Annotated in this window: 26 protein-coding genes and 2 riboswitches; of the genes, 4 read left to right on the top strand and 22 right to left on the bottom strand. The window is 38.9% G+C overall.

Annotation, left to right across the window (positions count from 1 at the left end):
* Nucleotides 1-58 precede the first annotated feature (58 nt).
* The 13 genes from A33I_RS03315 to spoIIM all read right to left on the bottom strand — a co-directional run bounded on the left by A33I_RS03315 (nt 59) and on the right by spoIIM (nt 10411).
* Nucleotides 59-529 carry a thioredoxin family protein gene (locus A33I_RS03315; RefSeq protein ID WP_022627037.1) on the bottom strand — a complete coding sequence of 157 codons (471 nt, stop codon included), beginning with the start codon at nt 527-529 and terminating at the stop codon, nt 59-61.
* 2 nt (nt 530-531) lie between these two features.
* Nucleotides 532-957: a disulfide formation protein C gene (locus A33I_RS03310; protein WP_022627036.1), complete on the bottom strand. Its 426-nt coding sequence runs from the start codon at nt 955-957 to the stop codon at nt 532-534.
* A 90-nt stretch (nt 958-1047) separates the two neighbouring features.
* Nucleotides 1048-1536, bottom strand: coding sequence for a metal-dependent hydrolase (locus A33I_RS03305; protein ID WP_022627035.1), 489 nt, complete (start codon nt 1534-1536; stop codon nt 1048-1050).
* Nucleotides 1537-1673: 137 nt separating this feature from the next.
* Nucleotides 1674-2525, bottom strand: coding sequence for a patatin-like phospholipase family protein (locus A33I_RS03300; protein ID WP_022627034.1), 852 nt, complete (start codon nt 2523-2525; stop codon nt 1674-1676).
* 147 nt (nt 2526-2672) lie between these two features.
* Complete coding sequence (locus tag A33I_RS03295) at nt 2673-3095, bottom strand: organic hydroperoxide resistance protein (RefSeq protein ID WP_022627033.1); 423 nt, start codon at nt 3093-3095, stop codon at nt 2673-2675.
* Between the two features lie 112 nt (nt 3096-3207).
* The gene (locus tag A33I_RS03290; RefSeq protein WP_022627032.1) at nt 3208-4509 is read right to left on the bottom strand and encodes a pyrimidine-nucleoside phosphorylase; all 1302 of its coding nucleotides are present in this window, start codon (nt 4507-4509) and stop codon (nt 3208-3210) included.
* A 35-nt stretch (nt 4510-4544) separates the two neighbouring features.
* Entirely contained in the window at nt 4545-5372 is an 828-nt protein-coding gene (locus A33I_RS03285; protein ID WP_012958365.1) for a purine-nucleoside phosphorylase, read from the bottom strand.
* A 294-nt stretch (nt 5373-5666) separates the two neighbouring features.
* Nucleotides 5667-6485: a purine-nucleoside phosphorylase gene (locus tag A33I_RS03280; protein WP_022627030.1), complete on the bottom strand. Its 819-nt coding sequence runs from the start codon at nt 6483-6485 to the stop codon at nt 5667-5669.
* Nucleotides 6486-6503: 18 nt separating this feature from the next.
* Nucleotides 6504-7682, bottom strand: a complete 1179-nt coding sequence (gene deoB, locus A33I_RS03275) for a phosphopentomutase (RefSeq protein WP_022627029.1) — start codon at nt 7680-7682, stop codon at nt 6504-6506.
* Between the two features lie 107 nt (nt 7683-7789).
* Nucleotides 7790-8677, bottom strand: a complete 888-nt coding sequence (xerD, locus tag A33I_RS03270; RefSeq protein WP_022627028.1) for a site-specific tyrosine recombinase XerD — start codon at nt 8675-8677, stop codon at nt 7790-7792.
* 82 nt (nt 8678-8759) lie between these two features.
* Nucleotides 8760-8990 (bottom strand): YqzK family protein, encoded by a 231-nt coding sequence (locus A33I_RS03265; RefSeq protein WP_022627027.1) that lies wholly within the window; start codon nt 8988-8990, stop codon nt 8760-8762.
* A 179-nt stretch (nt 8991-9169) separates the two neighbouring features.
* Nucleotides 9170-9652 (bottom strand): ferric iron uptake transcriptional regulator, encoded by a 483-nt coding sequence (gene fur / locus A33I_RS03260; protein WP_022627026.1) that lies wholly within the window; start codon nt 9650-9652, stop codon nt 9170-9172.
* A 120-nt stretch (nt 9653-9772) separates the two neighbouring features.
* Entirely contained in the window at nt 9773-10411 is a 639-nt protein-coding gene (gene spoIIM / locus A33I_RS03255) for a stage II sporulation protein M (protein ID WP_012958358.1), read from the bottom strand.
* Nucleotides 10412-10607: 196 nt separating this feature from the next.
* Here spoIIM and megL point away from each other — a divergent pair, with 196 nt between their 5' ends.
* The gene (megL, locus tag A33I_RS03250) at nt 10608-11798 is read left to right on the top strand and encodes a methionine gamma-lyase (RefSeq protein ID WP_022627025.1); all 1191 of its coding nucleotides are present in this window, start codon (nt 10608-10610) and stop codon (nt 11796-11798) included.
* 68 nt (nt 11799-11866) lie between these two features.
* Here megL and A33I_RS03245 read toward each other — a convergent pair whose 3' ends face one another.
* Nucleotides 11867-12412 (bottom strand): NUDIX domain-containing protein, encoded by a 546-nt coding sequence (locus A33I_RS03245; RefSeq protein ID WP_022627024.1) that lies wholly within the window; start codon nt 12410-12412, stop codon nt 11867-11869.
* Nucleotides 12413-12494: 82 nt separating this feature from the next.
* On the opposite strand from A33I_RS03245, the gene mciZ reads away from it, so the two are divergent.
* On the top strand, nt 12495-12686 hold the full coding sequence (gene mciZ / locus A33I_RS21490) for a Z-ring formation inhibitor MciZ (RefSeq protein ID WP_075683493.1): 192 nt from the start codon (nt 12495-12497) through the stop codon (nt 12684-12686).
* On the opposite strand, the gene A33I_RS03240 is transcribed toward mciZ, so the two are convergent.
* The gene (locus A33I_RS03240) at nt 12614-13702 is read right to left on the bottom strand and encodes a DUF3866 family protein (RefSeq protein ID WP_022627023.1); all 1089 of its coding nucleotides are present in this window, start codon (nt 13700-13702) and stop codon (nt 12614-12616) included. The genes mciZ and A33I_RS03240 overlap by 73 nt on opposite strands.
* Before the next feature lie 128 nt (nt 13703-13830).
* Nucleotides 13831-14346, bottom strand: a complete 516-nt coding sequence (locus tag A33I_RS03235; protein ID WP_022627022.1) for a TlpA family protein disulfide reductase — start codon at nt 14344-14346, stop codon at nt 13831-13833.
* Between the two features lie 202 nt (nt 14347-14548).
* On the opposite strand from A33I_RS03235, the gene uppP reads away from it, so the two are divergent.
* Nucleotides 14549-15385, top strand: a complete 837-nt coding sequence (uppP, locus tag A33I_RS03230; protein ID WP_022627021.1) for an undecaprenyl-diphosphatase UppP — start codon at nt 14549-14551, stop codon at nt 15383-15385.
* Between the two features lie 71 nt (nt 15386-15456).
* Here the strand turns inward: uppP and A33I_RS03225 are convergent, their stop codons facing one another.
* Nucleotides 15457-16392: an AEC family transporter gene (locus A33I_RS03225; RefSeq protein ID WP_022627020.1), complete on the bottom strand. Its 936-nt coding sequence runs from the start codon at nt 16390-16392 to the stop codon at nt 15457-15459.
* Between the two features lie 83 nt (nt 16393-16475).
* Entirely contained in the window at nt 16476-17114 is a 639-nt protein-coding gene (locus A33I_RS03220; RefSeq protein ID WP_012958351.1) for an SDR family oxidoreductase, read from the bottom strand.
* Between the two features lie 145 nt (nt 17115-17259).
* On the opposite strand from A33I_RS03220, the gene A33I_RS03215 reads away from it, so the two are divergent.
* Nucleotides 17260-17886: a pyridoxamine 5'-phosphate oxidase family protein gene (locus A33I_RS03215; protein WP_022627019.1), complete on the top strand. Its 627-nt coding sequence runs from the start codon at nt 17260-17262 to the stop codon at nt 17884-17886.
* Nucleotides 17887-18034: 148 nt separating this feature from the next.
* Here A33I_RS03215 and A33I_RS03210 read toward each other — a convergent pair whose 3' ends face one another.
* Genes A33I_RS03210 through A33I_RS03195 form a run of 4 tightly spaced genes read right to left on the bottom strand, consistent with a single transcriptional unit; the run spans nt 18035 to nt 21069 of the window.
* A complete protein-coding gene (locus A33I_RS03210; RefSeq protein WP_022627018.1) occupies nt 18035-18565 on the bottom strand; it encodes a 1,2-dihydroxy-3-keto-5-methylthiopentene dioxygenase in 531 nt (176 codons plus the stop codon).
* Nucleotides 18543-19202 carry a methylthioribulose 1-phosphate dehydratase gene (locus tag A33I_RS03205; protein ID WP_022627017.1) on the bottom strand — a complete coding sequence of 220 codons (660 nt, stop codon included), beginning with the start codon at nt 19200-19202 and terminating at the stop codon, nt 18543-18545. The genes A33I_RS03210 and A33I_RS03205 overlap by 23 nt, the downstream gene beginning before the upstream one ends.
* On the bottom strand, nt 19193-19858 hold the full coding sequence (locus tag A33I_RS03200) for a 2-hydroxy-3-keto-5-methylthiopentenyl-1-phosphate phosphatase (protein ID WP_022627016.1): 666 nt from the start codon (nt 19856-19858) through the stop codon (nt 19193-19195). Before A33I_RS03200 ends, A33I_RS03205 begins: the two co-directional genes overlap by 10 nt.
* Nucleotides 19855-21069, bottom strand: a complete 1215-nt coding sequence (locus tag A33I_RS03195) for a 2,3-diketo-5-methylthiopentyl-1-phosphate enolase (RefSeq protein WP_022627015.1) — start codon at nt 21067-21069, stop codon at nt 19855-19857. The genes A33I_RS03200 and A33I_RS03195 overlap by 4 nt, the downstream gene beginning before the upstream one ends.
* A 76-nt stretch (nt 21070-21145) precedes the next feature.
* Nucleotides 21146-21249, bottom strand: a riboswitch (SAM riboswitch).
* Nucleotides 21250-21479: 230 nt separating this feature from the next.
* Nucleotides 21480-21610: riboswitch (SAM riboswitch) on the top strand.
* The last annotated feature ends 59 nt before the right edge of the window (nt 21611-21669 follow it).

The following is a 21669-nucleotide window of genomic DNA, read 5'->3' as shown; positions in this document are numbered from 1 at the left end:
CAATAGCTTCTAAATATAAAAAAAGCAACCAACATTAAAACGTTGATTGCTTTATTGTTTAATTATTTACGTGTTCTTCAAAAAACGCTCTATATTCATCATCTGGAGCGCTGCCTACAATTCGGTTAACCTCTTCACCATCCTCATAATGGATGAGTGTTGGTGTGGATTCAATTCGATAATCAGAATAACCATCCTCAAATTCAGTAAGGTTATATTGAACAAGGTCTACTCCCAATTCTTCACTGATCGGTACAAGCCTTGGTGTGGCCTCCTTACAATAAGGACAAGTAGAACTATAAAAATACACCGTTACATCCCCATTATCTTCAAGGATCTCCTCAAGCTCTTCTGGCAAGATGACATTTTGATAGTTTGAATCGTTTATTAACTCGGCTGTTGCTGGAGCAATCCGTTCTTTTCCAAATGGATTTCCCTCTGCTAGCTGAGATTGTTTCATAGAATTAACAACTGCTAATAACCCAAATAATAGGACTACGATGCCACCAAAAACAAGTACCTTCTTCATCTCTACTCTCTCTCCTTAGTATTACGAATGATGATTAAGCTGCATACAGCAATAATCGTAAATGCTGTTAAAGCTAAAAACGGGATCGTTACAAAACCGAACCAATTAATATACTGCCCGCTGCATGGGACTCTCCCGCAGGAAGGGACAGCATCCTGCAAGAAAGGGAGCTTTTGGTTTGCGTAATGATAAGAGGAAACAAGAATCCCTATAATCGAAAAAACGAAAGAATAAATAGCAGCTGTTGTATCTCTTCGTATAATCCCAATAAGCAAAATAATCACAATTGGGTACATCAATATACGTTGATACCAGCACAACGAACATGGCTCAAATTGACGGACCACAGAAAAGTACAGGGAACCAAGCATTGCAGTAAATGAGGTAAGCCACGCAACGATTAATATATTTTCTATTTTTTTAGCCAAACATAGGACCCCCTTCTTTCACCTATGAAAATTACTTTACCACAAAAGCGCAGAAAGAAGAGTGAACGAATTGTTAAAGATAAAGTAAAACTACAGCCATCCTTTAAGAGTATCGAGTGAATAAATGACAATATAAAGAGACAAAGCTAAGAATAAGACTCTCTCGAAAGCTCCACCGGTTCGAATGTAGAACGGAAGACGAACTCGAAAGTCTAGTGGATAGAATAATCGTACTCCCCTCACTGTACTTGCATCTAAAATAATATGACTAATCATACCTACAATCAATCCATCTCGTATCATCGTATACTCTGCGAAAAAGACATGAAAAATCAACGCCCATATTCCTAAAAAAAGCAGACTGTGAGTGAGCGTCCGATGACCGAATATAGATGAGATGGCTCTAGATAAAAGAGGAAGCCTCCTTCCAATTTTAGAGTGGATATGGCATATATCAGGGATTAACGCTCCAGCCATCCCCGCAACATAATAAAGCGGTGTTCCGCTATGAGGCAGCAAAAAGGTATCTGCTGCCATACATAATGCAAGCCCTCCGGCTACATGTGTTTTTCCTGTCATATGTATAAAGCTCTCTTTCTAATGAAAATCAAAAAAGAAACATCTGTTCTTATTTGTATTATTCTAGAATATCATAGAGATGTCTATCTAGAAAGAGGAAGGATAAAAAAGCTAGAACAATTTGTCCTAGCTTTGCATTACTTGGCTAACCAACGTTCGAATTTATTCATCTCGCTCAGCATATCCTCTGCCCCTTCATTATAAAGAGCAGCGAGCCTTTCTTTGTTCTTTTCTAGCCTTGAGACGCGGACGGGCATTTTGGGTCTAATAACAAACGCTTCACCACTTGCCTCCATCTCTTCAATTCGTTTTAACGTTTGATTATACCTTTGATAACGTGTGAGCATGGTTTGCAAGAAAGCTGGATTGTTTTTGAATTGCCATTTTGCAAAACGCGTAAATTTCATAGGGGTTTTTTGATACCCTTTATTTTGAGTTAGAACGATCACATGCTTTTGATGTCCTTCTTCTATGGAACGTTTTATTGGAATCGGATCTGCTACCCCGCCATCAAAAAACACATCATTTTTGTATGTAACAGGCGGTGCAAGCATCGGGATACTGCTTGATGCCTTCAAAACAGTTAAAAGATCTTCTTTTGGTAAATGTTTATCGAAGTAGTAAGGCTCACCTGTATCTAGTTTCGTCGTTACAATGGTGAACGTTTGCGGAGAATCTTTAAATGTTTCAAAATCAAAAGGTTCAAGTTCGTTAGGAAGCGTATTAAAAATAAAATCCCACCCAAAAATCGATTTCGTTTTTACTAAGTTTTTGAAACTTAAATATTCCGGCCGATCGATATAATCAATATTAACTTTACGGTTTCTTTCAATTTGCTTAGACACATAAGATGACCCATTACACGCTCCAGCAGAAACTCCTATCACATGAGGGATTTCAATTTCATGTTTCATCAGAGCTTCAAGCACACCAGCTGTGTAAACAGCTCTCATTCCGCCGCCTTCTAAAACAAGACTAACACCATTCATAAACAGTCACTCCTAAAACATAATGGGCTCTTTCTTATCTGCCACCATTGTATCTTAAATTTGAAAATAATGGTATCTTTTTGCTTGTTTCAGATCTTTGACGTTCAACCAAAAAGCCCTTCATCTAAAAAGATAAAGGGCACTGGATTACTCTGCTTTTACATTTAAATTAACATCGACATTACCGCGCGTCGCTTTAGAGTACGGACAAAACTCATGAGCTTTATGTGTCAATTCTTCCGCCGTGGCTTGAGAGACACCTTTAATAAATACATTTAACGTAACTCCAATTTTAAAGCCATCATCTGATGGATCCTTTAACAAACTTACTTCTGCTTCAATTTCAGAATCAATGTCTTCATTGGATTTTTTAGCCATTAAGTTAAGTGCTCCGTCGAAACAAGCGGCGTAGCCTGCTGCAAATAATTGCTCAGGATTCGTTCCGTCCTTATCAGAATTGCCTCCTGTCGGCATAACCAGCTTATGGTCAATCACACCATTATTAGAGGTTACATGTCCATTTCTTCCATTTTTTGCTTTTGCTTGTGCTGTAAACATTACTTCTGCCATGACGTACACTCTCCTTTTTGCTACTAAATTGGGTACTTACTTATGTATTAACGTTCTTGTTCCATTTTAAACATAAAAACAGCCTTTTTATGTAAAAAGGCTGTTTTTAGTCTTAATGAATTTCATCGTAAATTAATGTTGGTTTTTCCACATTTTCACTTGTAATAGAGTACGCATTTAGTACCATGTCAATGACATTTTGCACATCTTCATTGTTACTATGAAGGGTAACAATAGAATCGCCTGCTTCTACTTTATCACCAATCTTTTTATTTAATACAAGTCCAACAGCAAGATCAATTTCAGATTCCTTCGTTGCTCGTCCAGCACCTAATAACATAGCAGCTGTACCGATTTTGTCCGCAACAATGGCAGAAACTGAACCTGATTCTTTCGCTTTAACTTCTATTAAGTGCTTAGCTTTCGGCAGCTTTTCTGGATCATCTACAATAGAAGGATCACCATTTTGAGCCTCAATAAACGTTTTTAATGTTTCAAGAGCCTTACCAGATGAAATCACTTCTTCAAGTTTTTGACGAGCTTCCTGAACGGAACTCGCTTGATTTGCCAAATATACCATTTGGCTTCCAAGCGTCAAGCATAGTTCGCGAAGGTCTTCAGGGCCCTCACCGCGCAGCATATCAATCGCTTCTTTTACTTCAAGAGCATTACCGACTGTTAAACCTAACGGCTGATTCATATCTGAAATGATCGCCATAGTGTTACGGCCAAGGCTGTTCCCGATCTCAACCATCGCTTTAGCAAGCTCTTTTGATTGATCCAACTCTTTCATGAACGCCCCAGAACCCGTTTTCACATCAAGAACAATCGCATCTGCACCAGATGCAATCTTCTTACTCATAATTGAACTTGCAATCAGTGGAATAGAATTCACGGTTGCTGTTACATCGCGCAGACCGTAAAGTTTCTTATCCGCCGGTGTTAAGTTCCCCGTTTGGCCAACCACCGCTAACTTATTTTTGTTGACTAGTTCAATAAATTTATCTGTTTCAATTTCTACACTGAAGCCTGGAATCGCTTCGAGTTTATCAATCGTTCCGCCTGTGTGGCCTAAGCCGCGTCCAGACATTTTAGCTACAGGCACACCAAGTGCCGCTACTAAAGGAGCTAAGGCAATCGTCGTTTTATCACCAACACCGCCTGTAGAGTGCTTATCCACTTTTATACCCTCTACAGCAGAAAGATCAATTTGATCCCCTGATTTCACCATTGACATCGTTAACTCGGCACGCTCTGCTGTACTCATATCTTTAAAAAAGATCGCCATTGCGAGTGCTGACATCTGATATTCTGGAATATCTCCATTTGTATAGCCTTCAATAACGAACTGAATTTCTTCTTTCGTTAACTCTAAGCCATCACGCTTTTTCTCAATAATATCTACCATGCGCATTTCCCAAACATCTCCCTCATCTTAGAGTGCTGCTTTTACACTTCTACTGTAGAAACAATTTCTTTTACAAGCTTAATGAATTTTGGTTTTGTACGGTTTGCTACTTCCACTACTTCTTCATGAGTGATTCCTTGCAGTTCTTCGCCAATCGCCATATCCGTAATACATGAAATACCAATAACTTTCATACTGGCGTGACTAGCTACAATCACTTCAGGAACCGTGGACATTCCAACTACATCCCCGCCTAAGTTGCGAAGCATAACAAGCTCAGCACCACTCATGTAAGTAGGTCCTGTTACGCCAGCATATACACCTTTTTGAACTTTAATATCTAAATTATTAGCTGTCTTCTCCACAAAATCAACATACTCAGTAGTGTACGCACTGCTCATATCAGGGAAGCGTGGTCCAAGCTCCTCGAAGTTAGCACCAATAAGCGGGTTATCACCTGTGAAGTTTAGTTGATCCGTAATAATCATTAGATCGCCTGGTTCAAAGTTCTTGTTCATGCCGCCGCAAGCATTTGTAACAACCATTAATTCAACACCAATTTGCTTCATTACACGTACAGGGAATGTTACCTCTTGCATCGTGTAGCCTTCATAATAATGGAAGCGGCCTTGCATTGCTACGACATCTTTCCCATGAAGCTTACCAATAACAAGCTGACCTGCATGACCTTCAACAGTAGATACAGGGAAGTTAGGAATATCTGAGTAAGGAATCTTAACAGCATCTTCAATCTCATCTGCAAGCTCACCAAGACCAGAGCCTAAGATTAGACCAATCTGAGGTTTTGTCTCGATTTTCCCTTCTAAATATGTAGCTGACTGCTTAATTTTCTCTAACATGTTTTCCATTAAAATCGCTCCTTTAGATGATATAAAATTCATATAAATACTAGCTTTTCTTATGAGGCTATAAATTCGTATTTATCGAGTCGCTTCCGCCTTTCTATGTCCAGTTCCATGATTCAGATAATCGGCACCTTCACTTTGCCAAACGAAGCAAAGAACGCTTCTTTTTGGCAAACCTCCAGCTGCAGCTCCTTGTCCTGCGGGATAAAACGGTGCATCGATTGAAGTCAAAGTGCGACTTCAAATCGCTCCCCCTTATTTCTCCGCATGCCAGAACAGTCGCTTCCGCCTTTCTTCTTACATTTCTTTTACGATGGCTTTTACTAGGGATAGGAAGTCTGATTTGACTCGTTCTGTCGTTTCCATTACCTCATCGTGTGTTAATGGCTGTGGCAGGATACCTGCTGCCATATTTGAGATACATGAAATACCTAGTACTTCAAGACCAGCATGACGGGCTACAATAACTTCAGGGACCGTTGACATACCGACTGCATCGCCGCCCATTTTACGAATCATGCGAACTTCTGCTGGAGTCTCATAGCAAGGACCTGAATTACCAACATACACTCCTTCTTTCAGTTCAACATTCAACTGAGAAGCTTGTGTTTTGGCAAGTTCACTTAATTCTTTTGAATAAGCATTTGACATATCAGGGAAACGTACACCGAATGCCTCATCATTAGGTCCAATTAGTGGATTTGCATTCATGTTATTAATATGATCAGTGATAATCATTAAGTTTCCTGCTTCAAATGATTCGTTCACGCCTCCTGCAGCATTTGTTACAATAATCTGCTTGACACCGATCTCTTTCATTACACGAACAGGGAACGTGACAACATCCATGCTGTACCCTTCATAGAAATGAAAGCGGCCTTGCATCGCTACAACTTGCTTACCTTGAAGTGTACCAATAACTAGTTGACCCGCATGTCCAGCCACTGTAGAAACTGGGAAGTTAGGAATTTCGTTATAAGGAATCTTTACAGGATTTTCGATTTCTTCAGCTAGTACACCAAGGCCTGATCCAAGAATTAAGCCAATTGATGGTGTTTCACCCATTTTCTCTTGTAAATACGCTGCTGCTTCTTGTAGTGCTTGTTTGTTTACCATTTTTTATCCCCCTATTAATTAAAGATCGCCTAAAAAGCTTGTTCCGTGTTTAGGTAGAGTCACATTAAAGTTATCAGCAATTGTTGCTCCAATATCAGCAAATGTTTGACGAATCCCTAAATCTTTAGCTTCTGTCTGCCCTTTATAGTGCACAAGCAATGGAACATATTCACGTGTATGATCTGTGCCTGGATGAGTAGGATCATTTCCATGGTCAGCTGTAATGATTAATAAATCATTCTCTCTTAACTGAGCAAATACCTCTTCTAGCTGACGATCAAACTGCTCTAGTGCCACGCCGTACCCAATCGGGTCTCTGCGATGACCATACAACGCATCAAAATCAACTAAATTTAAAAAGCTGATTCCTGTGAAATCTTTTGACATCGTCCCAACCAATTTTTCCATCCCATCATCATTTGACACAGTACGAATCGCTTCTGTAATTCCTTCGCCATCGTAAATATCAGAAATTTTGCCGATAGCAATGGAATCTAATCCGCTATCCTTTAACTCATTCATAACTGTACGCTCAAAAGGCTTCAAAGCGTAGTCATGACGGTTCGCTGTACGCTTCCATAAACCTGGCGTACCAATAAAAGGACGAGCAATAATTCGGCCAACCATGTACTTAGGATCGAGTGTCAGCTTTCTTGCTTTCTCACAAATATCATATAATTCTTCAATTGGCACAATCTCTTCATGCGCGGCGATTTGTAAGACAGAATCTGCTGAAGTATAAACAATCAGCGCTCCGGTTTTAACATGTTCATCTGCTAGTTCATCAAGAATTTCTGTCCCGGAAGCTACTTTATTACCAATCACTTTGCGGCCAGTTTGGCGTTCAAGCTCTGCTACTAATTCAGGCGGAAAACCTTCTGGAAAGACTTGAAATGGTTCTTGGATATCCAAGCCCATAATTTCCCAATGGCCTGTCATCGTATCTTTTCCGTTAGATGCTTCCTGCATTTTACCGTAATGAGCGATAGGCTTGTCTACTTTTTCTACCCCATCTATTTCCTTAATATGACTTAAACCAAGCTTTGCCATATTGGGCATTGTTAGTCCATTCATCTTTTCTGCAATATGTCCTAATGTATCAGAACCTGCATCTCCAAACCTTGCTGCATCAGGAGATTCTCCAATACCTACTGAATCCATCACAATTAAAAATACGCGCTTAAATTGATTGCTCATTTAAAAGTGCCCCCTTTACATTCCTACCATAGTCTTCCCTTTTCTTGGTGAGTTTTGCTAATAATCATAGATGTCAGAAGTCTGACCTCTTTTATTAAAAAAAACGATTATGCTCTAGGATGGTATTGAGCATAGACGTCTTTCATTCGTGTTTTTGTGACATGAGTATAAATTTGAGTAGTAGATATATCAACATGTCCGAGCATTTCTTGAACAGCACGGAGATCAGCCCCGTTTTCAAGTAGATGGGTTGCAAATGAATGGCGAAGCGTATGTGGAGTCAATTCTTTCTCAATCTTAGCAGCTTCAGCTAACTTCTTTACAATTTTCCAGAACCCCTGTCTTGTCAGCGGCCTCCCGTAGTGATTTACAAAAACATATTCATGTCTATTCTTTTTAAGCATAGTAGACCTTGCTTGCTCTAAATAGAGTTGAAGCGCTTTCGTTGCTTGCTGACCTAAAGGAATAATTCTTTCTTTATTCCCTTTACCTATACATCGCACAAATCCCATTGATAGATGGGTATCTGTTAACTTTAGATTAATCAATTCTGAGACGCGCATGCCTGTTGCATATAATGTTTCCATCATTGCACGGTTGCGAATAGATAAATGATCTTGTCCAGAAATTGTTAACAACGCTTCTACCTCTTCCAATGATAACACTTTTGGCAGGCGCTTTGAAGCTTTAGGTATGTCAAGGTGAACAGAAGGATCTTGCTCACTTAATTTTTCTCTAAGCAAAAATTGATGAAAAGCACGAATCGACGCTATCGTTCTTGCAATCGTCGCTTCAGCTCGACCCTGCTCCTTTAAGAAGAAAAGGTAATCTACAATCATGTGACGTGTAGCATCCTTAAACGTTTGAATATCAATGACGTTTTGTAAAAACTTCGCATAATTTAACAGGTCACGGCGATACGATTGAATCGTATTCTCAGCAAGGCCTCTCTCAATCTGGATGTAGTGCAGGAATTCGCTTACATCTTTTTGCATATACACCCTCTCCTTTATTTAAAGCCCTTGATGAATTGTCTATAAAATGAGAAGCACAAATAAGTCCATTAAAACTAAGAAACTATTCACCAAAATGATAGTACATCATTAGACGCTCGACCCATGTCATCTCTATCTCATTTGATTCATAACTCATCACTTTGACCGCTTTTCCTTTTGGTTCATCATATCGATGATAGCTTTCATACTCAGCACTCACCCATAGGATACCATAATAAAATAGAACTGTGCATCCTATAAATAGCAGAAAAACTTTAATACTTTGTAAAACGAGCAAAAACCACTGTTTCATATCCTCACCTCGATAAAGTTAAATCCATTTGGATTAGCTGTTACTATCAAGCTATGCCAAAAAGTGTGAGGATTATACCTGTCTTAACAAACGAGTGATTAGGTGCTTGCATTAGGTTCCTGTATTAAGTGTCTGCACAATATAAAAAGTGCCCATTCACCTCGTGAACGGCACTTTATTTAATCTCTATTTAAATCTTCCTTAGAGTTTTCATTTGATTGGTCTTTATCCTTACAGCGATAACAGATCCCATGAAAAGTTAAACGATGATCTTTAATTTTAAAGTTCCAATCACGCTCAACGATCTCTTCCACATCACCAAGTAAATCTTCTTGAATTTCGTCTACTGCACCACATTCTATGCATACTAAATGATGGTGAAAGTGAGCGGCTCCTTCTTGTCTGAGATCAAATCTCGATACGCCATCACCAAAATTAATTTTATCAACAATTTTAAGTTCAGCTAGTAATTCTAGCGTGCGGTATACCGTAGCTAGTCCAATTTCCGGTGCTTTATCTTTGACAAGGAGGTATACATCTTCTGCACTCAAGTGATCCTCTTCATGCTCAAGTAACACACGAACGGTTGCTTCACGCTGCGGTGTTAATTTATAGCTTTGTGAGTGCAAATGCTTTTTAATTCTTTCTAGTCTTTTCTCCATTGTATGTGTGTCCCTCCCAAGCCTTTAACCTCCTATCATTATAATCATCTTAAAAAATAGTGTCAATCAATAATGATTATTATTTAAAGTTAATCATATGTTCTTATTTAAGAATAATTATTAAAAAGTAGTTAGTACAAACCTCATTAACAAAGGTGAAAGATATGCCTCTACAGCAGACGCTGCAGCAAGCGCTGCCCCCACACATAGTATTAATGCAGAATACTTAATGAAAATCGGAAAGAAAGGAGTACTTGATTTTTTTAAAAATTGATGACGAATCATTTTCAAACAAAAAGCTACACTTGCGGTACCTGCTATTAAGAAAGCTGGTACAAGGATAAAATTTTGGGGCATGATTGCTACAAAGGAAAGAAGAAAGCCTGACATTCCCATTTGATTGACAAGAAAGCCGACCGTAAATCCAACAACGACTCCCTTTAAAAATAACAATATTAGTATAACCGGCAGCCCAATTACTGAGAGTCCAAGCAGCCACATAAGTCCAAAGTATTTAGCATAATGAGCGAAGCTTTGACTGAAAATAGCAGATGATTGTGCTAGGTTCCCCTCTGATACCTGTCCAAAAAATTGCCCCAAATACATATATAAGTCATGCTTTTGTGTCAAACTCAAGCTATTAACGACGATGGCACCAAAAATAATTCCAATTAAAAATAATACAGTTATGAATAAATAAATCGATCTATTTTCTTGGATGTGAAATGAGATCATATCTCTTACCCCATACTTAAACATCCGCATCCCTCCTCTGTACACTCTTACTCTACTCTATGAAGACAAGCTGCAATCTATGCCTGCAGATAAAATGATAGATTTTTTCTTCTTTTTAAACTTGCTCATTTTTAGTATAGTAATAATGAGGGGCATCCATTACGTGTGCTATTTTTTTCATCTATTATGAAAACGTTTACAAAAAGAGAAGAGGGATATCATGTCATCAAAAGAATCCAACCGAGAGCAAGGCTTTCAAACATTAGCTGTCCATAAAGGGTACAAACCAGATCCTCTTACCGGTTCACTTGCTCTACCTATTCACCAAACGTCTACTTTCGTCTTTCCTAGTGCAGAGATAGGCGGAAGGCGGTTTGCCGGCGAAGAGGAAGGTTATGTATATTCAAGACTTGGAAACCCGACAGTTACCTCATTAGAAGAAAAAATCGCAGCTCTTGAAAAAGGAGAAAAAGCATTAGCATTCGCGTCTGGTATGGCTGCTATTTCGGCTGTGCTTCTAGGTCTTGTGCGCTCCGGAGATCATATTTTATGCTCACGAGGCCTCTATGGTTGTACATTTGGCTTTTTATCGATTTTAAAAGATAAGTTTAATGTGGACTACACATTATGTGATATGCGAGATAAAGAAAGCATCCTCCGTGAAATAAAAGAAAATACGAAAGTTATCTATATTGAAACTCCGATTAATCCAACGATGCAAATCATTGACTTAGCACTTATAGGTCAAATAGGAAAAGAGCATAATGTGACTACAGTAGTAGATAACACATTTATGTCTCCTTACTTGCAGCGTCCCCTAGAATATGGGTGTGATGTGGTGGTCCATAGTGCAACAAAATATTTAGGTGGACATGGGGACCTTGTAGCTGGTGTCGCTGTTGGTACAAAAGAATTTCTTGAGCATATTCAATTTACAACTCAAAAAGATATTGGCGGAATCCTTGCTCCATTTGATGCCTTTTTACTTGTCAGAGGAATAAAAACATTAGGTGTACGAATGGACCGGCACTCTGAAAATGCTCAAAAGGTTGCCGAATTCCTAGAATCCCACCCAAAAGTGACGAATGTCATGTATCCTGGGTTAAAAAGCTTCCCACAACACGAACTCGCAAAAAGACAAATGGACGGTTTCGGCGGACTTATCAGCTTTGAATTAAAAGAAGGACTTGAAGCTGGACTTAACATGATGAACAAACTTGAATTACTTAAATGTGCTGTCAGCCTAGGGGATGTTGATTCATTGATTCAGCACCCTGCTTCTATGACTCACTCCGTTGTACCTCGAGAAGAACGGATAAAGATGGGGATTGCAGATGGTCTAATTCGTCTGTCTGTAGGAATAGAGAACGTTGAAGATATTATTTATGATCTAGAGCAAGCCCTATCGTAAACAAGTTCGGTGATATGTTAATTACACAACAACAATGCGCTCCTACTCTCAAAGCAGGAGCGCTCCTCTTATTTATCAAGATATTTCATTAACCGCATATATTGAATCGCATAAGCTGTTTTGGCATCATGAATCCGTTCATCTCGCACCATCTCTTCTGCTTCCTCAAGTGTTACCTCGATCACATCTAGAAATTCATCTTCATCCCTGCTTACTTCCCCTGCTGTAAGACCAGTAGCCACATACATATAAATGAGCTCATCAGCAAATCCAGGTGATGTATAAAATGAAAGTAAAAAGTCAAGATTGTCTGTTACATAACCTGTTTCTTCTGCAAGCTCTCTTTTCGCACAATCAGCAGGCTCTTCCCCTTCATCCAACTTGCCTGCTGGTATTTCAATAATCGTTTTTTCAAGTGCTTTTCGAAATTGCCTAACTAAAATCAACTTTCCTTCTGTTGTAATAGGAAGAATAGCTACAGCTCCAGGGTGTTTAATAATCTCTCTTTTACTTGTTTTTCCGTTAGGCAGTTCTACTTCATCCACTTGCAAGTCAATGATCTTGCCGCTGTATATCGAGTTAGATTTGATTGTTTTTTCGTAAAGATGATTCAACGATCTCACTCCTAGGTTCTTTTTGACATAGTTATTACATAGAAGTGTACCATATAATCTATCATTCGAGGATGTGTGAGATATGAAAGTCTATGTACACAATCAAGGAATCGTTTTAGCAGGTAAAGCTTGGGAAATTAATGCCAAACTGAAAGAGTCTATGCAGCATTTTGAGTACGTAGAAGACTGGGTTAAGACTGTTCATTCACGGCCTAAATTAAGACTGGTCCATAATGCTGCCACCACTGCCCAGAAAAAAGCTGGATCTTCTTGATAGCCTCTTCCCATAGTCTTAATATCTTTTCCTAACGTACGAAGAGCTTGCTCTGTCTTTTGTTGAACTTCCTGTTCTTCGATCCACTTTATTTCAGGGCTCACTTTTGCTTTTTGCAGCAAAGAAAGCTGGTTGTCAATCATTTCAAGCCTATCTCCTTTTAAAAGGGGCAGGGGCAAGATAACCTTCGTCAGGACTGCTTCTATTAGCGGCGTTAATGTATGATGACTAATCCCTCTATGCCGCTTCCTTTTATCAGCAAAGGACAAGCGCGGAATCCATACAGGAATCCCCCCTAAAGCCGCCACATTATTAGACCAATTCGCCAAAGACATTCCTGTAAATCCGTAATAACTTCCTGTGCCTACAACTCCAGGACCGACAGTGATCATAATAATGTCAGCTTTAAGATGTTCATGGGCAAATTGAAGAGCAGTTTGGATGGTAATTGCTTCATATGTCCCTCCAAAAGCCTGGCCTACCGTAATGGTTACAAATGTCTCTTCTCCTTCAAGTGCTCTAATGTGTTCACTGAGCATAAGAGGCAAAGCTGCTTGATCATCAATGATAATACACACAGTAGCCCCTTTGTCTAAAACTTTAGAACCTGCATAGAGGATGGGAATCATACTATGCAATTCACCGACTAAAACAGGCTTCTTCTCTAAAGAAAACGCGGTTTGAAACAATGAATGATATGGACTTTCCTGTGATTCTACAGATAAGACTTGATGCTGCATCGGAGTATATCGTAATTTCAGAATATGACCGTCATCCCTATTTAGACAAGGAGTCACATGGGCATTCTCTCCCACTGATTTAACAAAATCATATCCTCCGGTACCTAGATTCAATTCGCTCGCTGTGGTATTTAATATAACCGTATCTCCTATCCGTCCTTTTTTTGTCAGCGCTTTGTATAAAACAGCTTGTTGTGTGCGAGATGTCTGCAAAATCTGTATATGATTATCTTCAAACACAATAGCTTTGATCTGATCTCGCACTTCTGCAAACATCTCACATCAGCTCCGTTCTTTTCCTTTGCTCATAGTATGAAGTTCCCCTTCCAAATTATTCATAAATTACTAATTCCTCATCTTCAACACAAAAAGCCGAGCATAGGCTCGACTTACACTAGATCCACTTATAATAATGGTTTAATCAATTCTTCTAATCTTTCATAATTCACTTCACCAGGAATCACATGGGCAATGACTCCTTCACGGTCAATAACAAAAGTTGTCGGCAGAACTCTTATTCCGTAACGATCTGATACAACCCCATCTTCATCAAAAAAAACAGGAAGTGTGAGATTCATTTCTTCTATAAATTCAGGGGCATCATTTAGCGTTCGTTCATACGTCTGCATATTTACAGTCACTATGTCTAAACCCTCTTGATGATATTCTTGCTGTAGTTCCATAAAGTCTGGCATTTCATCACGGCATGGCTCACACCATGAGGCCCACATATTAAGGATCACAACTTGACCCTCGTACTGATTAAATGATTCTTGAACGCCTTGATAGGTCGGCAGTACAAAATCTTCAGCAACCATCCCAACTTCATTACCTACCTCTTGCCTGTCCATTGTTACAACCGTCACAACTGCTAAAATACACGCTATAGCTAAAACCAAAAAGGTTCTTTTCCGTTTCATTTTTCCACATCCATTCTAAAATCACTTACTCTATTTTCTCCCTACATTATAGAATTTTAAAAACGAAGCCGCAATAAACAATAAAGTGAACGTACGATGTATTTCTACTAAATACTCTTTTCTAAAAATGAAAAGTTTGCTAGAATGAAGCAGTTATTACCCAATAAAAAAATGACTATTCATAAAAAGGAAGGAACCTACTATGTCAATAATTGAAGCAATCATTTTTGGAATTGTTCAGGGAATTACTGAATTTCTTCCTATATCAAGTACGGCTCATATTATCATTACACAAATGGTTTTTAATTACTCTTTCCCCGGATTTGGATTTGAGATCTTTTTACACCTCGCTTCCATCTTAGCGGTTGTCATCTATTTCAGAAAAGATATCGTTGAAGTCATTATTGGATTCTTCTCATTTTTTGGGAATCGTTCAAAAGAAAACCGTGTGCATTTTTTATTTGGACTCTATATTATCGTAGCAACTGGAATTACAGGTGTGTTAGGCGTATTACTAGAAGATTCGATTGGCAGTGTTTTAAAAACACCACCTTTTATCGCCTTAGCTCTTGCTACAACGGGAATCTTCTTGATTATTATTGAACGTTTTGTTAAACACGGAAACCGAACAGAAAAAGACATGACATTTGTCGATGCAATTATCGTAGGTTTAGGACAGACACTTGCTGTTATTCCTGGAATCTCAAGGTCTGGAGCGACTCTAATTACAGGGTTATTTGCAGGATTAAATAAAGAAACGGCTGTACGCTACTCGTTCCTTTTATCTATTCCTGTAATCCTAGGATCAACAGTGTTAGCTATTGGTGATTTTACAGACGGCACACTAGTTGCTGAAACAGGGGTCCTGGCATTAGTCGTTGCTTTCATCGCTACATTCATTTTTTCATGGCTAGGTATTGTATGGCTGATTGAGTTCCTAAAACGCAGCAAACTTATTTACTTTGCCATTTATTGCTTTGTTGCTGCCATCTTCATTTTCTTCTATTTTGATGCAAACTTCATTATGGAACTTGAATAAAGAACATTAAAAAGGAGCTGTCCTGCTGGGACAGCTCCTTCTTCGTTTTAACGTTTCTAAAACTAACTATATTATGAAAGCCATACGATCAAGCTGTACAATAACGGAATCGTCAGCACACAAAGAATTGTCCCCGCTGCCACTATAACTGCCGCAAACTTAGTATCGCCTCCATATTTCTCTGCATACATTGTAATGGTTGGTGCAGATGGTGTTGCTGTCACAAGGATAGCTACTCCGATAACAGTCATAGAAACAGGCAAATAGATAAAAGGTAAAAGAAAAACAGGAATGACAACTAATTTTGCCAGCACGGCAAGCCACACATACTTCGATGTCATTAATTTCCGGCAAGTAGAAGACGTCAAACCAGCTAATAAACTGCCTATCAATAACATTGATAATGGCATTGTCAATTGTCCTAGTGTTAAAAGCAGGGAGGATACAGGAGAAGGCCAGCCGAAGGGCAATAGCATTATGACCAATCCAAGAGTAATAGCGATTATACCAGGATTCCAGAATAATAAGGATAGGTTAATTTTTTGATAGTTTCTCGCCACTAAGTAGATGGCATACGACCAGATTAAAAATAGATAAAAAATTATAAAAATAGCTGTATATAACACTCCTATTTCTCCAAACAAATAAAAAGTAACGGCGTATCCGATGAATCCTTGATTTCCAAATACAATTAACCCTTCATACACACCTTGCTTATTCTCAGGTAATGTCGCACTCCTTCGCATTCCTCTTCCTACTAAGATTGCAACTGCCATAGCATATATCGATAAACCTATTAACCATAGGAGTTCAAACATGATTTCAGTTGATAAGTTAATGTCCATAGCATAAAGGATCAAAGAAGGAAGAGTAATGTATAAAATCACTTGGGTCAAAACCCTATTTGCTTCAACTGGCAGAATTCTCACCTTCCGCGCTGTAAAGCCTATGAATCCGATAACTAACAGCCCAAGCATCTCATAAAAGAGAAATGCACTTCCTGTCATAGCCCTCACCTCACCCTATGTGTATGAGGAAAAATAAAAAAGGTGAGTGAACAAATATTGTTCACTCACCTAAAGATTCCTTTTTACACTCGATCTAGAGCTTCATTAATTGGTGTATCACCATTTAAAATTTCAAACGTTTTACCATAGGTATTCACCCGATCCACAACCTCAGCTAAAACCTTAGCAACATCCGCTCTAGTGATCGTGGTATCGCGCACTTCAATTTCCTGCTCTAGTTTAATTTTTCCAAGAGCCTCATCATCTGTGAGAGTGCCTGGTCGTACGATTGTATAATTTAAACCTGATTGTTTTAGATGATCGTCTGCTATTTTTTTAGCAACAAGGTAATGTTTGATGCGATCACTCTTATCAGGATCAACAGTCCCCATTGAGCTAAGCAGAACAAAGCGGTCGACCTTATGTTTTTTCGCAGCATCTACTGCTTTCATCGCACCCCACATGTCAATTAAAATCGTTTTATCTGCCCCGGTATGACCTCCAGAACCAGCTGCAAAGATGACAGCATCTATCCCGTCAAAGGCATGATCGATATTTTCCTCTAAATCAGCAATGACCACTCTGTCTGCGCCTGCATCCATAAGTGATTCTGTCTGTTTGTCATCTCTAATCATCGCTACTGCCTTATGATCACTTTTGCTTAATTCTTTAATAGCTTGCTTTGCTACATTTCCATTTGCTCCAACTACTAGTATATTCATTTCATTCACTCCTTTTACTATCTCAATAAATCCTTTCCCTAATTCAGGTTTTCATAAACATCAGAAATAAGCATTAAAGCATTTACGAACGACAAGGAAGTTAGTATGATAAATATAGTAAAATCAACCAAAGGAGCTTTAATCTATGAAATTGTCTGATTGTTCTTTTATTAATACAGAAAATGAACTTTTAAATATGCTTGGGGAACCTAGTCTTTTAGCTAAACGAAAAGTTATTGATCACATTGATCGGCATGTGAGCGAGTTTCTATCTAAATCTCCCTTTGTCGTATTATCTACAGCCAACGCAGCTGGTTTATGTGACGCATCACCACGAGGAGATGCTCCGGGCTTTGTATCCATCCTTGATTCAAAAACATTGATTATTCCTGAGAGACCAGGCAATAAGCGGCTTGATTCCATCAAAAACATTCTTCAGAACTCTCAGATAGGCTTGTTATGTATCATTCCTGGACTTAATGAAACTCTACGAATCAACGGGAAGGCTAGAGTAACGAATGATCAAAATTTATTAGAATCAATGAGTGTAAAAGGGAAAATCCCCATTTTAGGAATAGTCGTTGAGGTAGAAGAGTGCTTCATACACTGTGCCAAAGCTTTTATTCGTTCAAACTTATGGGATTCAACTTCGTATGATAATGAACTTCCAAATCCAGCCTCTATTTTATCAAGTCATGCAAAGACATTGAATCGTGACACAGAAACAATTCAGCAGCAGCTTGAAGAAAGCTACATGCAGCGCCTCTATTAAAAAAAGAAAAAAGGACAAAGCATTTAATGAGTCTTGCAAACAATAACGCCAGAGGAGTAAAGTTTTTTCAACACTCCGCTTCATACTATGCTTCAGATGAAGTAGCATTTTGTTCGCTCTCAGTTAAATACTTCCGTCCCAGCTTTTTTTATTTTACTTCCTCTTTTCGATCATATACCGGCACCCATCCTTCTTTTGTTTTAAAAATGCGAATGGCTACGACTTGGCGATCTTCTTGCAGCGTGAAATAGTGACGATAATTTTCAGGTACAGAAATTAGATCGCCCGGTTCTAACTCTACTTCAAAGAAACGGCCATCTTTCCCCTCAATAGCAAATATCCCATGTCCGCTCACAATATAACGTACTTCGTCATCAGTATGATGGTGTTCTTGCTTAAAGTTTTTAAGTAAATCTTCAAGCTTGGGCGTAGCAGAAGATAGTGAGATTACATCTGCAGTTAGATAGCCTCTTCTCTCTGAAATATCAGCAATTTCATTTGCATAAACTTCTAGAATTTCTTCTTTCTCAGCCTCTGATAATGTGTACTTTTCAACTAAGTGAGACGGTAGTTTATCTGTTGACCAGTTTTCATGGATAACACCTTGATCATTTAAATATGCTTCTACCTTTTCTCCTTCTAGTCTCTCGTTCGTATCATGAAATCTCAATGTTGCCATAGTTCATTCCTCCCTTAATCGCTTGTACATGTTGTGTGAGAAGCAGCTGTTTCACATGAAAGCTGAACAAAAATTCAAGTGCTTCCAGATGTTTTTTAGCTTCTAGGCCGTCACGCCCCCAGACAGTGATTCCGTGATTTCTAATTAAAACAGCTCTCGTTTCTGGTTTAATAACATCAGCAACAGCTTGGCTAAGTTTAGGGATATCTCCAAAATTACGAACAATAGGGATCGTTAATTCCCCGTCCTCTTCCCAAATATTGAATGCTTTAATTAATTCATTGCCTCTAAACGTTACGGCTCCTGTATCACCGTACATATCTGAAATTAAATTATTATCAATTGTATGCACATGCAGCGAGCATCCAGCGTCCGTTAACCGGTATACTTGTGCATGAAGGAGCGTTTCTGCAGAAGGTTTTAAGGATGTTTGTTCGATAGATTGACCCCATTGATCCACTAACAAAAAATCTTTTTCCGTTCGTTTACGCTTATCTACTCCGCTAGCTGTCACATAAAAAGATAACGGCTCATTATTTACCTTTATAGAAAGGTTGCCGCTTGTTCCAGGAAACCAATCACGAGCAGCTAATTCATCTTTAATATCAGCTAATTCGTTCCACTTATCTATCGACAAACTGACTTCCTCCCTTCTAAGTAATTCGTAATCTGATGAAAATTTTCAAAAGGCTGATAGGTAATATTTAATTCCTCGCATTTTTCTTTTAGATAGTCTCGTGCAAAAACTAAGTCTGCTAACTTTGCTGCTTCAAGATCAGTTATTGAATCGCCAATGACAATACGCTCATGCAATGTCTCATCGAATGATCGTATAATACTTGGTTTGCAGCATCCGCAGCCATTAGTGCAATGCGTATCACAAGAATGCGGCCATTTAATTAGGATTTTCTCACCTGAAAAATCGGCTTTATTACAATAGATCTGCTCTAGAGGCACATCAAATTCTGCAAGCATTGGATAAACAAAAAAATCAATGCCTCCGCTCACTACGTAAAATGGGATATCTTTTTCATTCGCATAAGTTAACAGGGAAGCAAAACCCTCCCGATAGTGTGCGTTCTCCCTGAGAAATTCAAGCATGTCTTGCTTTTTAGAAGAGGGAATATAGGAGAATAATTTCCCGACCCCTTCTTGTATCGTAATGGTTTGATTTAAAATCTGATCCTTGATCTCTTCCCATTCAGGAGGGGCAAACTGCTTCATTAGAGCAATAATGTTGTCTGATTCTGTAATTGTCCCGTCAAAGTCACAGAAAATAATCGGTTTCTTCATACTTTTATGAGCCCCCACGTATCTAGTGCCTTTCTCAAGTTTAAACTTGATTCAGCCTTCTCTTCTAATGTCTGGCCAGACAGAACACCATCTATAGCTTCTCTAAAAGCTGCACCGCCTGCGCTCGCTCCTTCTGGATGACCATGAATGCCTCCGCCTGCATTAATGACAGTATCAATTCCAAAGTCTTCAATTAATTGCGCTGTCATACCTGGGTGAATACCTGCTGATGGGACAGGAAATGCTTGAGCGTATGGCTCCTCTGCTGTTCGCAAAGCTTGAGCAATTTGTAATGTTTCTTGTTTGGGCATCGCTACACTGCCATAAGGTGACGGGAATAAGACTAGGTCTGCACCAGCCATACGTAGTAATTTCCCTAAAAGTAATGGATTGCTCACCCCATATCTACTAGAAGAGGTTATAGCCCCTGAAAAGGCTGGATGTGCTAAGATCGGCACATCAATTTCCGGGTCTTCTCTTAACCCTTGAAGAACATCGAGTCCGTATGTAAATACGTTAAACAGTAAGGCCGGTGCTCCGAGTTCAATCGCTGTTTTTGCCCGCTCTTTCAACTCAAATGTCTTTCCTGTTAAATTCACAGCATATAAAGGCCGATTTCCAGTTTCTTCTGCTGCTTCAGCAATCGCTGCAAGCCCAACCGGAACTCTTTGCTCAAGGGGAGTTAATTCATTTTCAAATAGAATTTCATCGTCTTTCACTAAATCAACCCCACCTAACGCTTGATGAAGCATTTGCTCATGAAGCGAGTCGAGTGACCTTCCAATAGCTGCCTTAAATATACTCATCACCAATGGACGATCGTAAGCACCTGTTAATTCTCTCACCCCTTGAATTCCAAAACGCGGTCCTTTGAAATGGCGTTGAATTTCATTGCTGAAATGTAGATCGATCAGTTTGATTGAGCCGTCTAAAGATAGTTTGCCAAAGGTCGTAGTAAGAATAGCCGGCAGATCAAAGCTGTAGTTAGCAGCAGGAAAAGAAATACTAATTAACCCTCTTCTGACTCCATCTGCTGATTCCTCTATTTCCCTCACTTCAACAACTTCACCTTTATGAGCAAGCAGTTGTGCTTTTTCAAGTTCTGGCAGATCGGTCCACGAACCAACCGTTAGTCCTATTGCAATTTTTTCTGCTTTTTTTTCAAATTCACCATTTTGATCATGAACTAAATACTGAGCGATAACTGTCATTTTTAGACCTCCTGCATGAATAGTAAACAAAAAAACCTCTTCCTAAAGAGGGAGAGGTTTGTATAGTTTAAACTCCCTCTTATCTATCAGCTAATAATCGCTGCAAGAATTAGCACCGTGTTTTTCAAACCGGTTGCCGGGCTTCACTGGGCTTGTCCCTCCACCTGCTCTTGATAAGAGATTGGTATAAAATTCTAATTAAACTCACTTAAATCTAAAAATTCCCGGCAGAATAAACTGAACAATCAATTTATTGTTACTATCATGACAGGTACTAACTTAACTTGTCAATAATTATTTTAATCAGATTTGAAAATTATTTATTTTAAAAAAATATTGACGAATTGTAGATACATGTTTTATAGTTTTCATCAAGTGATCTTACATTTTTCCAAAAACTTCATATTCCACTCTTATTACGAGTAGGCTGAGGGAATTGGCCCTATGACGCCCAGCAACCGACCTTTCTTTTATAATTGATGATTTAAACTTATCAATGGCACGGTGCTACATCCAACAGACTTTGTCTGAGAGATAAGAGAGATGCGATCATACATCCACCTCTTTTCGATCAGAAAAGAGGTTTTTTATTTTTATTAT

The organism is Alkalihalophilus marmarensis DSM 21297, from assembly GCF_000474275.2.
Taxonomy (GTDB): domain Bacteria; phylum Bacillota; class Bacilli; order Bacillales; family Bacillaceae_D; genus Alkalihalophilus; species Alkalihalophilus marmarensis.
The sequence above is the reverse complement of the archived record's forward strand: the minus strand, read 5'-3'. Positions and strand labels throughout refer to the sequence as shown.